This window comes from Leptolyngbya sp. CCY15150 (genome assembly GCF_016888135.1).
Taxonomy (GTDB): domain Bacteria; phylum Cyanobacteriota; class Cyanobacteriia; order RECH01; family RECH01; genus RECH01.
Map to the genome: position 1 here is coordinate 1 of NZ_JACSWB010000151.1, position 14,475 is coordinate 14,475.

Here is a 14,475-nt window from a genome sequence, read left to right on the forward strand (position 1 = left end):
TTGAAACGTTCTACACGAAGAACATTTTGCTGAACGAGGGCATCCGTGCATGGATGGCACCTCAGGATCAGCCCCACGAGAAGTTTGTGTTCCCTGAAGAAGTGCTACCTCGTGGTAACGCACTCTAAGGTTTCGCTCACTCTCAACTCTATCTAGACTGATGGAATTGAACTGCCTCTAGGTTTTCCTAGGGGCAGTTTTTTGTGGCTATTCACAGCCTGAGATCGATGGTCTGGGCAGCGGATTTAGAGGAGCGATCGCTCCCTAGGCTGCTTGACGGACAATCTTTGGCTGAGTTGAGCGTAAAACCCGGCGCTTAGATTCCCTTGGGTGATGCTGGCGCTAACCTACAAGAGAATCAGGGTTACAGGATTTTTGTCCGTCAATAAGCTCCTCCAAGCCTTGATCCTTGGAGAATTTGTATCCTGTGAATCCAAAAACTAAGACAAATGTGTTAGTTTACAGTCATAGAGCTACGGCTCTTCAAAACTTAGGTGTTTTGACATGAACTCATTAGTAATCCAGGAGGTGATGCCCATGACAGATAGTAGTAAATCCATGGGTCTCCAGGTTGATGGAAGCTGGCTGCGCGCCGGGGCTGTTCTCTAAGGTTGTATCTCGATTCTTTCGGATGCAATGCACTTGAGAAGTCTGGGTAAACCTATGGGTTCCTCCCGGCAGTCAAGTTTCAACCTGTTGACCCGCTAGACCGCTCTCACCCTTGATACCCTTGGGCATCACGCTCCGTTTGGTATTCCTGGTGAGAGCGGATAGTTTTTTTAGGGCGTTATCTCAAACCAAGTTAAAGGGACTCAGATGCTCGGCGAGTTGGGCAGCTAGGGCCTGTTTCAAGTCTTTTGCACCGTTAAATAGCAGGCGATCGCCGCTAGGCACGTCAAACGGAAATTGTCCGCTCACGTCCGATCGCTCTTGCTGTAGCAGCAAAACCTGTTCTCGACGCTTACAGTGCAGCGCATAGCCCACCTCGACACAAACCGTGGGACTCGGCACCAGCTTGGGCGGCGTTCCATCCAGTTGCAAGATAGGCGTACCGTCGGCAATAAACAGCAAGCTTTGACGAATTTTCCGCATCAGTTTACTGCTCAGCCGCACGGGGCCATCCATGGAGCGATGGGATTCCTCTAGGGTCAACGGCAGACGCGATCGCTGATTAAACGCCTCCAGCCATTGCTGCAAGGCTTCGCGAATCAGGTCGCTAGAGGGCGAATAGTCGGTTTGGTAGCAGAAAAAGAGCGTGGGTTCTAGATGAGCCATGGTGTCACGCTTGGTGAAATAAATCTCATGGCTAATCAAATCAATATTGGAAATAGCGTAGCCGCCACTGCCTTCGATGTAGAACTCCACGATCTCACCTTCAAGATAGCGCCGAAACCAGACGGAGTCTTTGACGCGATCGCTATCGTCTAAAAAATCGGCACGCAGGGCCGACTTAAGCAAACTATTTTTGCTGAGCCGTAAATCGTGGGGACGTTGCTCTAGCTGATGGATCGGCTCATATTCAGAGATGTACCATGCCTTTAGCGCAATGATTGCCATGGGAAAAGTCCTGTCTTTGCGGGGTAGGAGGTGGTGTATCCATGACTCTGTAGCGCTGAACTGACGCAGGCGATCGCTTGCGTCAGTTCAACGAAAGAGGTTGCCGATGCCTAGGGTGGGTCAACTGTGTCGGATCTGAAGACGGGTTCCGACGGTGGGATGCAATGCTTTAGTTTGATTATCGTAGATCAGAAATCGCAGATTAGAACAGGCGATCGCATATCTAGGTCATGAAGCGATAGTTGGGGAGCGATCGCTCTGAAAAAAACAACGCCCCAGGGGAGCAATACCAGGAGCATTCAATGATAGCTAACTTTTAATAATAGAAGGCAGAACTAGAATAGAACGATACGATGAAGTTTGAATACAACAACGACACCCAGGGGTTAAACAACTGAGAGATTTCCTAATTTACTCTGAGATTTTGTGGAGTGCATTTAGGCGCTTAAACTAACCCCTAAACAACGTAGCTAAATGCTTAACTCCCTAGTTTAAACTTAGGAAATATCAGTGTTTTGTCTGGATGCCGTTGCGTTTGAGCGAGACAGATTTTCGTGAAACAGCTCTTTTACCTCTTTTCTAAGTGAACATCAACGTGGCTGTGAAATCTGCCAGGGAAGCCTTATTGGCTTCAACTTAAGAATAGCATTCCTACTAAGAGAGTCTAGTGTTTTTCAACAAAGTTTACCTGGTGTGACCAGGGACTCTTGCAGGTATTAAGAATAGTTTGAAAGGCTCGCTATAGGCTTGACGTTCATTGACGAACACAGCATTAATGCCAGGTGACTGAAACCATGGCTAAACCCTTACTGCACCCCCTCTGCTGGAGCCCTGCTTGGCGGACAAATCTGTTTGCCTAGGCTAGGTTGAGCAGCGTCAAGCCCAGCACCAGCTTAGATTTCGTTGGGTTACGCTGACGCTAGCCCAATCTAGGAGAGAATCAAGATCGCAGGAGTTTTGTCCGTCAATCAGGTTGGAGCCTCCCGTTGGACTAGGCAAAAAAACTGCCCGCCTAGACAATGCTGGCGGGCGAGTGCTGCTCAAACAAGATGAAATTTAGAATCACTCAACCTAACTTGCTAAGTATTCTCGCATTTGTCCCTTGCATTTGCGTAACTTTGTTAACGCTTCTCGCTCAATCTGCCGCACGCGTTCGCGGCTGATGTTGAGGCGATCGCCAATTTTGGCTAGGGTGAGGGTCTGGCCATCTTCCAGGCCAAAGCGTAGTGACAACACCAACTGTTGCTGCGGATTGAGGTTGGTCATCAGTTCCGATAGCTGACCGCGCAGGGCTGAGTTCACAGCAAAGTCTTCGGGTGATGGCCCCGTATCTTCCAGTAGGTCACCCAGTTCGGTGTCTTGGTTGTCGCCCACCCGTAAATCCAACGACAGCGGCACCCGCGACTTTTCTAGGTAGTCGCGAACTTGCTTGGGCGTAAGTTCAAGTTCCTCGGCTAGTTCACCCACCGTGGCGGCCCGTCCATAGCGCTGGGTGAGCTGGCGCTGGGCTTTTTTCAGCTTGTTCAGCTTTTCGGTGATGTGAATGGGTAGACGGATCGTGCGTCCTTTCTCAGCGATCGCTCGGGTAATCGCCTGACGGATCCACCAGTAGGCATAGGTTGAGAAGCGATAGCCCTTGGTGGGGTCAAATTTTTCGACGCCCCGCTGCATCCCAATGGTGCCTTCTTGAATGAGGTCGAGCAAATCAACGTTGCGCTTGATATATTTCTTAGCGACAGACACAACCAGACGCAGATTGGCTTCCACCATCTTGCGTTTGGCCAGGTCTCCTCGGGCGATCGCCCCTTCTAGCTCGGTAACCGATAGCTCAGCGGCGGCAGCCCACTCGTCCAGAGAAGGCTCTCGTCCCAGTTGCTCAGCGAGGTCATGGTTCACCTTTTCTAAGGTAATCAGGCGCTGTACCTGTTTACCCAAGACAATCTCCTCTTCGTGGGTGAGGAGAGGGATGCGTCCAATTTCCTTGAGGTAGTTGCGAACTGAGTCTGTGGATGCTTTTGCAGTTCTCATGATGATCAAACAAGTAGGGCGATAGAACGGTGGCGGAACGAAACGATAAACTTGAACCGTAGGCAGCATCCTAGATAGAGACGTTGCCTGATCGAATTGAGGGGCGCTAGGGGAACGTAGGAGCCGGCCGAGGTATCGTAGAGCGCGGCACGTGCCGACAGCGCCAGGGTAAATGGTTTGAACCCGCTGGATAGGTTGGTGTAACGCTTGATGGGCTGTGAGCGGGGTGCAAACTCGATGCTAGGTAGACAACCTTAGGTGTAAAACAGCGGGCAAGGCTTATGAATGAATCAATGAAGTGCTGAAAAATCCCTAACCTGAAGCCTGTGAGTGGACTATCACAGCTTCAATATTAAATAATGTAACATTTATGAAAGCTTGATGTACACCCCCCCAAGGGAGTAATTTAAGGAAGTTTCAACAATCGATTTATAGACACCGTAGCGATCTCAGAGGGTTTGAATTGCAGTCTAGAGAACAAAACCCATCGAAGTTCTTTAGACTGAGAATTGGAGTTTGACTCATTTCCTTAATGTTCTTTAAGTTTGTTAAGAGATCGTGATCAGCGTTGTTCCTGACCGTTGAGAGAGTGTGCAGGAGTTTGCAGGGGCGATCGCTCTTGGACGGGGCTAGCTCGGTTAAGCTGTATAAGCGAGTAACGGTGATCAATCATTCCTATTGGCATTCAGAGAATTCATGACTACAACCACACACGTTAAGCACGACGTTAAAGACTTGTCCTTGGCAGATCAGGGCAAACAGCGGATTGACTGGGCCGGCCGCGAAATGCCGGTGTTGAGCCAGATTCAAGATCGCTTTGCCCAAGAAACGCCGCTAGCAGGCATTCGTTTGGTGGCTTGCTGCCATGTCACCACTGAGACCGCTCATCTAGCGATCGCCCTCAAAGCAGCGGGAGCTGATGCGCTTCTGATTGCCAGCAACCCTCTTTCAACCCAAGATGACGTAGCGGCGAGCTTGGTTGTGCATCACGGCATTTCGGTCTATGCCCAGCGCGGAGAAGATAACGCCACCTATCACCGCCATGTGCAAATTGCCCTCGATCACAAGCCGAACATTATTATTGATGACGGTAGCGATGTGGTGGCAACCTTGGTTCAAGAGCGTCAGCACCAACTGGCAGACTTGATTGGTACCACGGAAGAAACGACCACCGGCATTGTGCGTCTCCGGGCCATGTTCAACGACGGGGTGCTCACCTTCCCGGCGATGAATGTGAACGATGCTGATACCAAGCATTTCTTCGACAACCGTTACGGTACCGGTCAGTCCACCCTAGATGGCATCATCCGCGCTACCAACGTGCTGCTAGCCGGTAAAACCATCGTGGTTGCTGGCTATGGCTGGTGTGGTAAGGGTACGGCGCTGCGGGCCCGGGGCATGGGTGCCAACGTGATCGTCACGGAAATTGATCCCGTACGGGCGATCGAGGCTACCATGGATGGCTTCCGCGTCATGCCCATGGCGTTGGCTGCTTCCCAGGGCGATATCTTTATTACCGTCACGGGTAATAAGCATGTCATTCGGGCAGAGCATTTCGAGGTGATGAAAGACGGAGCGATGGTTTGCAACTCCGGTCACTTTGATATTGAGCTAGATCTAAAATCTCTGCGGGACATGGCGTCTGAGGTGAAGCAGGTTCGTAACTTCACGGAAGAATATCGTCTGAAAACCGGTAAATCGGTGGTGGTGCTGGGCGAAGGTCGCTTGGTAAACCTGGCGGCGGCGGAAGGTCACCCCAGTGCGGTGATGGATATGAGCTTTGCTAACCAAGCTCTGGCCTGCGAATACCTGGTGAAGAATCGCGGCGTTCTAGAGCCCGGTCTGCACTCCATTCCCACAGAGCTGGATCAGGAGATTGCTCGTCTGAAGCTGCAAGCAATGGGCATTGCCTTGGATACCCTAACGCCTGAGCAAGTTGAGTACGTCAATTCCTGGACGATGGGTACCTGATACCTCTTATTCAGATCGGATACTTCTCCTATCGGTCTACGGGGCAGATGGGGTCAAGATCAACCAGGTTGTGCGGGTAGCGTTATCGCTGCGTCCCGACCTAGGTACAACTGAATCGATCAAGACGCGATCGCTCTCTCGGGGGCGATCGCGTTTGCTATAGACCCATTCCTCCCTTGCCTAGCGACAGGGGCAAAAATTTGGCCCATACTGGACTGAGCACGTTTAGATACAGGGATGCTCCCTGAACAAAGGAACCGGTATGGCCAGACTGTCGGCAGAGTTGAATCGATTTTTCTTTGATGAAGTGCGTCCTGAACAGGTGACGCTGGTCAGCATTCTGGATATTGCAGGCGAACGGATTTTTGGATTTTTGTTTGTGCTGTTGTCGTTGCCGTCTGCCTTGCCGGTGCCCGCGCCGGGTTATTCGGTGCCGTTTGGCGTGGTCATACTCATTTTGGCGCTGCAGCTTGTGGCTGGCCGGCAGCGCCCCTGGCTCCCCGATCGCGTTCTCAAGCAAACTATTGCCCTCAAAACCGTTCAGGGCGTTCTCAAGGCAGGATTGCCCTGGCTGCAAAAAATTGAGGCGGTATCTCGCCCACGCTACACCTATATTTGCACCAGTTTGCCGGGGCGGGTGGTGATTGGCGGAGCGATCGCCCTGATGGCCATTTCAATGATGATTCCCATTCCGCTGACCAATACGCTGCCGGCGATCGGCATTTTTGTAACGGGCTTTGGGCTATTAGATGATGACGGAGCCATTAGTCTAGGCGGCCTTGTGCTCTGTGCCATGGGCTTAATGTTGACCAGCTCGATCTTGATTTTTGGCTACGCAGCGGTGCGGGGAGCCATTGATCTGATCAAGCATTGGATGACCGGCGGAGCGGCGGTTGGCTCATAGGGCGATCGCGGGCCGGCGGGTGTCCCAAGCACCGCTAGCTTCTAGTTGGCGGGCAAGGGCAAGCAACGTGGCTTCATCGGCGGGACGTCCCACAAGCTGCACGCCGATGGGTAACCCCGCTGCATTGTGAAGGGCCGGGAGGGCGATCGCTGGTAGACCAGTGGCATTGGCGAGGGGGCAGGGGGATACCCATTGGATTACCTGTTGCATTAGAGCTTCGGGCGGCAGGTCGGCCCAAGCGCCTAGGGCAATGGGGGGAGCCATGAGGGCGGGCATGAGGATCGCGTCGTAGACCGCTAGTTGAGCGACTAACCGTCGGGCGGCCATCTGCATAGCCCACACCGCATTTTGGTAGTCGCCGCTGGAGTCGGGGTGGTTGAACAACCACTGATTCACCGGTTCCAATGCCTCCACGGGAATACGGGTGGCTTTCACACCGCCGCGCCACACCACCTGGAAGGGTTCTACAAGGGCGGCGCAATCGAGGTCGAGGGGTTCTAACTGGTGCCCGAGGGACTCCAGCGCTTGGGCCATGTGCTGCACGGCGGTGCTGCAGTCGGGGTGGGGTTTGCCAATGGGGGCGATCGCATTCACAACGGCAATCCTTTGGGGTGCAGGAGGTGCGGCTATCTGGCGGAAGGGCAGGGGAGGATCGGGCAGCCAGTAAGGATCGCCTACGACGTAGCCGGCCATGACATCCAGCAGCGCGGCCACATCGGCCACGGTGCGCCCGAGGGGCCCGCTGGTGGCCAAACCGCTGAGGCAATCCCCTAGGGGAGCCATGGATATGCGCCCCCGCGCTGGTTTCAGTCCCACCAAGCCACAGCAGGAGGCTGGGCCGCGGATCGATCCGCCACCGTCGGAGCCCTGGGCGATGCTGGTGAGTCCGGCGGCTACGGCCGCTGCTGATCCACCGCTGCTGCCGCCAGGAGTATGGTTGAGATGCCAAGGATTGCGGGCGGGGGGAAAGCCGTGGGGTTCCGTGAAGGGCATGGAACCTAGCTCGGAGGTGGCGGTTTTGCCGAGAATGGTGAAGCCGGCTTGTCTGAGACGGGTGACAACACCGTCGTCATAGGGAGCAATCTGGTTTTTTAGGGCGGGGTTGCCGCAGGTGAAGGGCACGCCCTGAACGGCATTCAAATCTTTGATGGCGATCGCCACGCCAAAAAAAGCAGGCAGGTCGGCGACATCGGTGTGCATGAGCTGCTCAGTTTTGGCGATCGCCTCCTGCTGAGCCTGGTCGGCCATGACGGTGAAATAGCTGCCGAGATCGGGATTGAGTCGATCAATACGGTCGAGGTAAACCTGAACCAACTCTTGGGGGGATAGGGTGCGATCGCGGATGAGTTGGGCCTGCTCTAAGGCAGAGAGAAATGCTAGATCGGTCGAGTTCATGGGTGCAGGGGTGAACGGTCTTGGATTTCACCATAGCAGGCGATCGCCCTCCCGATTCCGACCTGTGGACTCTCGCCATCCTTGTCTATGGGGGCTAGACAGGGACGCTATTGATTGCTAGGCACAAAGACGGTGAGCCCCCCCGGTATGCATTCAAAGGTCAGGGGGGTTTGCCCAATAATTTCGCCGTCTAGCACCACCTTTTGCGGTGGTTTGGTGGTCACCTTCAAGTGGTTGGCCCGCAAATGAGCCACCTTGGGATGATTGCTGGGAATTTTAATTAGAGCCGATCCCAACATATTCACCATGGCAGCGATCGCCTGGATCTTGGTCTCCGCGGTGGCAATGGTCACGTCCAGCAGCCCATCATCACAGATCACTTCTCCAACGCCCTGGGCTAAGACCGAGGTGGGTGGTGCTGCATTGGCTACGGTAATGGCTCCGGCTTCAAACTGATGGGTTTTTCCGTCAATTTCCAGCTCGGCATCAAAGAGTTCTTGCTCATCCAACTGCTGCCAGCCCGCTGCCAGGTAGGCCAGCGCCCCCCAACGCTTTTTGGCTTCCCGATCCGCCCGGTCAATCGCTTCGGCTTCATAGCCAATACCAGCTAGGAGGATCATGGGATGACCATTACAGCGAGCTCCATCCAGCGATCGCGTTTTGCCCCCCAGAATCACCTCACAGGATCCGCGAATAGAGTTCATCGTCGTGGGAATTCCTAGCGCCGAAGCAAAGGCATTGGCCGTACCTCGGGGGATGATGCCTAGGGGAACCCCTGTACCCATGACGACGCCAGATACCGCCGAGACCGTGCCATCGCCACCGGAGGCAATAATCAAGTCTGCCGAGGAAGCGATCGCTTCCTCGGCTAGAACTTTGCCGTTAATCTCGGCTGTGGTGGTGTGAACGGTTAGGTTAAAGCTTATCCCCAGCAGTTCGCGAATCAGAGCGAGATCGGCTTCACTATTCCCCGTGCCCGAGACAGGATTATAAATCAGGTGGGCGTTGAGCGTTTGCTTCAGGCTGAGAACGATCGCCTCCGCCGTGGCTAGATTAGTGGCTAGGGGAACGTTGTGGACTTCGCAGATCCGCAGCAAGGCCTGAATATCTGGTTCATGGGGCTGGGCATAGAGGGGATCAATGAGAAAAATGACCGCAACCACATCTTTGGTAGCCACCTGGGCTGCAATTTGCGCATCTCCGCCCAAGGGGCCCGATAGCATCTGCTCAACCTTGAGATTGGTGCCTTCTTGAATGCGTTGTCCGGTGGTGCCGGTAGCAATTAGGTTGTACCGGGCAAAGCAAGCGCGATGGGTGCGCACAAAGTTGACCATGTCATCTTTTTTATGGTCATGGGCAATCAACGCAATCTTGCTAGTCATAGAAACACCTAGACAATAGATATGAACTGGATGAGTTGGGAAGGCGAAACCTGTCTTAGCGTCGATCTACTCGAAAGACCCAAATGAGTCGAATGGCCAGCAGCACCAAGATGGAATAGCTCACCATGGCGACGAGTAGATTGGTATCAAAAATATTAGCGCCTCCGCCAAAGGTTGGCGGACTAAAAAGTCCATCAAACGGTGCAGCAAAGGGGGCCGAAAGGTTGTAAATAAACCGGGCAAACAGGTTATCACGATTGGCTCCTGAGAATTGTAGGAGAAAGCGCAGTGCCAGCAGCAGTTCTAATGCACCGCCCAGATAGTAGATACCGCGCACAATCCGGGTGGTTACCACGTCTTGATGAACCGTATCCCAGCGATGCTGAACGGTGTGCAAGCGCTGACGTTCGCTAGGTAGCGGTGTGTTTTGGGGCTGAGAAGTGCGATCGCCCTGGGGTGGACGTGGGGGTTGTTGATCATTCATGGTTGATAGCTAGAAAGGACATTTAGGATCACGATGACGGAGGACTATGGGTGAGATCAAGATGCTTAGAGCCATACATCCGCAATGCTGCCTACTCGTCAATCTGTGACCCTAACCCTCCTAGGGTAAGGGTTGAACTGTTGCTTAGGGGCGGTGAGTCAAATCTCTTCACGGCATGAACTGCTGAGGCTGCGATTTGGCAGCAATCCTCAGGATGGACATCTGGCCCCAGCTTGTTGAGGCGTATCTTATGGTGTCAGCACTCCCGCGTTGACACCTGTCTTGGTCGCTCCTGCAGCTAGATCGGGGCGATCGCTTGACGGTTGAGAGCAGGGATGGTGGGGCTGCGTTTCAACCTGTGTGGATTCATGGATGAAATGGGTACCCTACTAAAACTATGATCATGGGTACCCATGATCATGGTTACAAAGACAAGTCATAGCGAATTCTAGGTTATGGGTGCCATGACCAGATTTAGGTTGGAATAGAGAAAACTCGGTAATATTGGGTTACGTCGCTTGGCTACGATTACGATCCCGTCTCCAGCACGCTTGGCGAAACTTGAAGGAGTCTCACAATGCTTGTCTGCTCTCAGTGCCAGTTTGAAAACCCTGACAATCACAAGTTTTGTCAAAAGTGTGGTGCTCCGCTGGATGCCTTGGCACTGGAGCTAGAAACGTCTAAGGCCAACGTTGCGCTATCGGACGTTTCTCCAGCATTAGAGCAGTGGCTGGCAGTCTTGTGTTTGACGGCTCCCCCCAGGCCACTGGTGATGACCTCAAGCTCGGTGACGCAGGCGATGCCAGCGGCGGTGGGGCGAGAAGTTGGCGAATACCTAGATCCAGGCGATCGCTATCAGCTCTTAGAGCCGCTGCCGGATGTATCGGCGACGGTTGCTGCAACCCTTGAAATTAACGTGCGGGTGATTGACCGTCGTGCTCATCAACCGTCGTATCTAGAACAGTTGGATCAGGCGATCGCTGGCTTGCCGGTGGGCAGTTCCGAAGCGATATCTGGAACGGCGGAGCTGGATGATCCATTGTCCCTCGCGGCTGGTTGTGTGCCGCTAGAGATTAACCAAGTTCCCAAGACGGCGAAGACCTATCTAGATTTACAAGATGAGCTGTACCCGGCCATGCCGCAGCTTCATGATGCTTGGGTGCAAGACTATGCAGAACGATCGATGAATGTGGTGGTCTTGGAAGACCGATCGACCTTTCCCACCTTGCTCCACTGCATGAAAAATGAGGATGTCGTGCCGTTTCAGGTGCTGACGTGGCTGTATGACATGACCAAGCTGTGGGAAGTCTTGGAAGCCTGTGGTTATAGTGCCAGTGTGCTAGAGCCGAATAACCTCCATATTGATGAGGGTCAGGTGCTGTGTCTACAACGGCTGCATGCCGACTATCCAGGTCATGCTCCGAGTCTGAAAGACCTAGGCTCGCTGTGGCAGAACCTTTTTCAACAGTCTCAGCGCACACAACTGGGTGCCTTGTCTAAGCTTTGTGCTGACTTAGAACTGGGTGCCATTGAAACGTTGATGGAACTTCAAGAACGCCTGGAGGCGATCGCCCAAGAGTTGCAGGAACCGCTCTTTGGTGTTGATGTTCCCCTGATGGCTAACGTGCCAACCCAGGCTACCTCCGCTGCTCAACCTTCTTCTGAATCTCCTATGACAGACTTCACGCCTGCTCCTGAGACCGATGACGACGATTTGACGCTCGATCCACCCACCCTACCGCCCCCCGAACTTTCGGAGGCGATCGCTCTGGGTGCGGGCAGTGCCGATGAGGATCCTGAGCTGGATGAGGATGACGATACGTCAACGCCTACCCTCATGCCGCCCATGGATGATGCCAGCGATGAAAGCGATGATTTGCCGACCATTGTGCTGCCGATGAAGCTCATTAGCTTGGAAGATGCAGGACGCACGGATATTGGTCAGCAGCGGAAGCATAACGAAGACTACTTTAGTATTCACACTCAGATCCAAAAGGCAGATAGTCCCCTAGCTCGCCACCTGACGGCTAAAGGGCTGTACATTCTCTGTGATGGCATGGGCGGACATTCCGGCGGAGAAGTGGCCAGTTCTTTGGCGGTGGAAACTCTAGAGCAGTATTTTGAGGAGCATTGGCACGACCAATTGCCGACGGAGCAGGTGATCAGAGAAGCGGTGTTGATGGCCAATAAGGCGATCTATGATCTCAACCAGCAAAATTTCCGGTCTGGCAGTGGCCGCATGGGGACAACCCTGGTGCTAGTGCTGATTCAGGGCACGGAGGCAGCGATCGCCCACGTCGGCGACAGTCGTCTCTACCGCTTCACGCGCCGGATGGGATTGGAGCAGTTGACGGTGGATCACGAAGTTGGGCAGCGGGAAATTCAGCGGGGTGTTGAACCGTCGATCGCCTATGCTCGTCCCGATGCCTATCAGTTGACCCAGGCCCTAGGGCCCCGCGATCAAAACTTTGTCGATCCTGACATCGCCTTTTTAGAACTCACGGAGGATGCGCTCTTCCTGCTTTGTTCGGACGGGCTCACGGACGATAATCTACTCGAAAAGCATTGGCGCACCCATGTGGAGCCGCTGCTCAGCTCCCAGACCAATCTAGAGCAGGGGGTGGTGCAGTTGATCGATTTAGCCAACCACTACAACGGTCATGACAATATCACTAGCGTGGCGGTTCGCGCCAAAGTGCGTCCAGATGTGACCCCGCCTAGGCGCGTGTAGGAAGCCAATGCAGTCATCAGCCAGCTGGTGACTGCCCATCAGTTAGGAACGCTCTTGGGCTACGATTTCGCTCGTGTCGAGGAGTCGTAGTTCGTTAATATTCCAAAGCGATCGCCAGTTGGGGATGGCAGAATAGTCAACGCCCTCGATGGTATTGCGCACGGCTCCTAGTCCGTAGGGATTGATCAGATAGATAAAGGGCAGGTTTTCTTGAATGATCACCTGAGCTTGACCGTAGATCTCTTTGCGGCGCTCTAGATCCAGTTCTCGCCCTCCCTGGACAAACAGATCGGCGATCGCCCGTTCCCAATCGGAAAAGGTCTGATCCACCAAGGGCTCCTGACCGGGCTGGGGCTGGCGGTTGAAGGTGTGCAGGCTGCCGTCGAGCGACCAAATGGTGGAAGCGCCGTGGGGTTCCAGTGCGCCCGTGATGCCGCCAATGTAGGAATCCCAGTCGAGGGTGTTGCGCAGGCGTTCCAGCATGGTATTGAATTCCAAGGCCTGAAAGTCTACCTGAATGCCGATGGCTGCTAAGTCTTCACCAATCTGGGGCCCGATCACCGTGGCGATGCGTCCACCGGTGTTGGTAATCATGCGGAAGCGTACCCGGTTGCCGCTGCCGTCGAGGAGTTGATCCTCAGCATTGTAGGTAAAGCCGGCTTCTTGTAGGAGCTGCCGCGATCGCTCTGGATCGTAGTCGTAAACTGGCAGCCCTTCCTCAGGGGATAGATAAAAGGGGCTGGCGACTGGGATCGGTGAATTGAGGGTTTCTCCTAGACCGAGGAAAACATTGTTGAGCATTTTGGGGCGATTGATCCCATGGGCGATCGCTTGGCGAAATTGCACGTCGTTAAACCAGGCTGCTTTGATGGGATCAACCACTCGTGTACCATCTTGGCGGCTAGCTTGGTTGAGGTTGAAGCAGACGAAAAAGGTGCTGCTGTCGGGCCCGCCTTCATAGATGGTGAAATTGCCCCGCTCTTCTTCCCGCTTCAGCAGCATGAAGGTTTGTGGTGAGATGTCGAGCATATCCACGCCGCCGGAGCGAAACTGGATCAGCGACGTGTCTGGCGATTCCACGATCTGCCAAATAAATTGCTCGATATAGGGCTGGGGTTGCCCTTGGTCGTCGGTTTGCCAGTAGTAGGGATTGCGCTCAAAGACCAAGCGCTGACTGGGGGAGTAGCTAACCATGCGGTAGGGGCCATTGCCAATCACGCGCCGAGGATCGGTGTCGGTGCCCCAAGTGGATAGGAAGAGCGGTTGACCGTCTTCGTCTTTGGTTTCCACGGCGGCGCTCAGGGCATGGGCTGGAAGGATAGGGGTGCCGCCTACATACTCCAAGAACGGGGCAAAGGGTTCGGTAATGGTGAACTGAATTTGGCGATCGCCCACCTGTTCCACCTGGGGAAAAGTTCCGGCTTGCCCAATGCGGAAGGCATCGCGGATGGGGACGGGAATCTCAGGGTTTAGATACACCTCATTGAAGCTAAACACCACATCTTCAGCGGTGAGCGGTTCGCCGTCTGACCACTGAAGATCGTCTTTGAGGGTAAAGGTAATCTGCAAATTATCGTCAGATACGTCCCAAGATTCGGCTAGGGCTGGATAGATCTCGCTGGTAATGGGATTTTGCCCAACCAATCCGTCATAGATAAACGAAAACACGTTGGGGAAGGATTGGTTGAGGGCATAGTTAAAGCTTTTGGGATCGGTGCCTGCGGCAATAATCAAGCGCGGCACCTGGGCCGACTCCACCTTGAACGTGTCTAGACTACAGCCGCTGAAGCCGATCGCTCCTAGGGTTAATACTAGGGCGATCGCCACCCGGGCCAGCCGCTGCATACTCCATCGTCGCCACGGTTGTTCCGGGTGGGGCTGGACGTTGGCGGGTTTACCAAAACGTGGGATCAGGCGCTGCATTCCAAGCCGCTGTATTCCAAACCATTGAACCCAAAGATGCTTTACTCTGCCAGGCATAGGTTGTTCCCAAAAATCTGCGAGGGGGCGCGTCTAGGACAGG

9 protein-coding genes and 1 pseudogene are annotated in these 14,475 nt (G+C 54.0%); 4 read left to right on the forward strand and 6 right to left on the reverse strand.

Features of this window, described 5'->3' with window-relative positions:
- Positions 1 to 128, forward strand: a pseudogene (locus JUJ53_RS06990) (photosystem II D2 protein (photosystem q(a) protein)); the annotation flags it as partial.
- Positions 129 to 792: 664 nt separating this feature from the next.
- On the opposite strand, the gene JUJ53_RS06995 reads toward JUJ53_RS06990, so the two are convergent.
- Both JUJ53_RS06995 and JUJ53_RS07000 read right to left on the reverse strand, forming a co-directional pair.
- Positions 793 to 1,557, reverse strand: coding sequence for a hypothetical protein (locus tag JUJ53_RS06995; RefSeq protein WP_204151277.1), 765 nt, complete (start codon positions 1,555 to 1,557; stop codon positions 793 to 795).
- A 1,071-nt stretch (positions 1,558 to 2,628) separates the two neighbouring features.
- The gene (locus JUJ53_RS07000) at positions 2,629 to 3,585 is read right to left on the reverse strand and encodes an RNA polymerase sigma factor, RpoD/SigA family (RefSeq protein ID WP_204151278.1); all 957 of its coding nucleotides are present in this window, start codon (positions 3,583 to 3,585) and stop codon (positions 2,629 to 2,631) included.
- Between the two features lie 696 nt (positions 3,586 to 4,281).
- On the opposite strand from JUJ53_RS07000, the gene ahcY reads away from it, so the two are divergent.
- Together ahcY and JUJ53_RS07010 are read left to right on the forward strand one after the other, a co-directional pair.
- The gene (gene ahcY / locus JUJ53_RS07005; protein WP_204151279.1) at positions 4,282 to 5,556 is read left to right on the forward strand and encodes an adenosylhomocysteinase; all 1,275 of its coding nucleotides are present in this window, start codon (positions 4,282 to 4,284) and stop codon (positions 5,554 to 5,556) included.
- A 262-nt stretch (positions 5,557 to 5,818) separates the two neighbouring features.
- Positions 5,819 to 6,460 carry an exopolysaccharide biosynthesis protein gene (locus JUJ53_RS07010; protein WP_204151280.1) on the forward strand — a complete coding sequence of 214 codons (642 nt, stop codon included), beginning with the start codon at positions 5,819 to 5,821 and terminating at the stop codon, positions 6,458 to 6,460.
- On the opposite strand, the gene JUJ53_RS07015 is transcribed toward JUJ53_RS07010, so the two are convergent.
- The 3 genes from JUJ53_RS07015 to JUJ53_RS07025 form a co-directional block, all read right to left on the reverse strand.
- Positions 6,455 to 7,855, reverse strand: coding sequence for an amidase (locus JUJ53_RS07015; protein WP_204151281.1), 1,401 nt, complete (start codon positions 7,853 to 7,855; stop codon positions 6,455 to 6,457). The genes JUJ53_RS07010 and JUJ53_RS07015 overlap by 6 nt on opposite strands.
- 107 nt (positions 7,856 to 7,962) lie before the next feature.
- Positions 7,963 to 9,237 (reverse strand): methylglyoxal synthase, encoded by a 1,275-nt coding sequence (mgsA, locus tag JUJ53_RS07020; protein WP_204151282.1) that lies wholly within the window; start codon positions 9,235 to 9,237, stop codon positions 7,963 to 7,965.
- A 55-nt stretch (positions 9,238 to 9,292) separates the two neighbouring features.
- A complete protein-coding gene (locus tag JUJ53_RS07025) occupies positions 9,293 to 9,721 on the reverse strand; it encodes a YggT family protein (RefSeq protein WP_204151283.1) in 429 nt (142 codons plus the stop codon).
- 577 nt (positions 9,722 to 10,298) lie between these two features.
- Here JUJ53_RS07025 and JUJ53_RS07030 point away from each other — a divergent pair.
- Positions 10,299 to 12,452, forward strand: coding sequence for a serine/threonine phosphatase (locus tag JUJ53_RS07030; protein ID WP_204151284.1), 2,154 nt, complete (start codon positions 10,299 to 10,301; stop codon positions 12,450 to 12,452).
- A 42-nt stretch (positions 12,453 to 12,494) separates the two neighbouring features.
- Here the strand turns inward: JUJ53_RS07030 and JUJ53_RS07035 are convergent, their stop codons facing one another.
- Positions 12,495 to 14,432, reverse strand: a complete 1,938-nt coding sequence (locus JUJ53_RS07035; RefSeq protein WP_239124848.1) for an ABC transporter substrate-binding protein — start codon at positions 14,430 to 14,432, stop codon at positions 12,495 to 12,497.
- Positions 14,433 to 14,475 lie beyond the last annotated feature (43 nt).

Excerpts from the sequence above, each read along its gene's own strand:
- JUJ53_RS07030 (WP_204151284.1), top strand. The coding sequence starts at position 10,299 with ATGCTTGTCTGCTCTCAGTGCCAGTTTGAAAACCCTGACAATCACAAG.
- mgsA (WP_204151282.1), bottom strand. The coding sequence starts at position 9,237 with ATGACTAGCAAGATTGCGTTGATTGCCCATGACCATAAAAAAGATGAC.
- JUJ53_RS07035 (WP_239124848.1), bottom strand. The coding sequence starts at position 14,432 with ATGCCTGGCAGAGTAAAGCATCTTTGGGTTCAATGGTTTGGAATACAG.
- JUJ53_RS06995 (WP_204151277.1), bottom strand. The coding sequence starts at position 1,557 with ATGGCAATCATTGCGCTAAAGGCATGGTACATCTCTGAATATGAGCCG.
- ahcY (WP_204151279.1), top strand. The coding sequence starts at position 4,282 with ATGACTACAACCACACACGTTAAGCACGACGTTAAAGACTTGTCCTTG.
- JUJ53_RS07010 (WP_204151280.1), top strand. The coding sequence starts at position 5,819 with ATGGCCAGACTGTCGGCAGAGTTGAATCGATTTTTCTTTGATGAAGTG.
- JUJ53_RS07025 (WP_204151283.1), bottom strand. The coding sequence starts at position 9,721 with ATGAATGATCAACAACCCCCACGTCCACCCCAGGGCGATCGCACTTCT.
- JUJ53_RS07000 (WP_204151278.1), bottom strand. The coding sequence starts at position 3,585 with ATGAGAACTGCAAAAGCATCCACAGACTCAGTTCGCAACTACCTCAAG.
- JUJ53_RS07015 (WP_204151281.1), bottom strand. The coding sequence starts at position 7,855 with ATGAACTCGACCGATCTAGCATTTCTCTCTGCCTTAGAGCAGGCCCAA.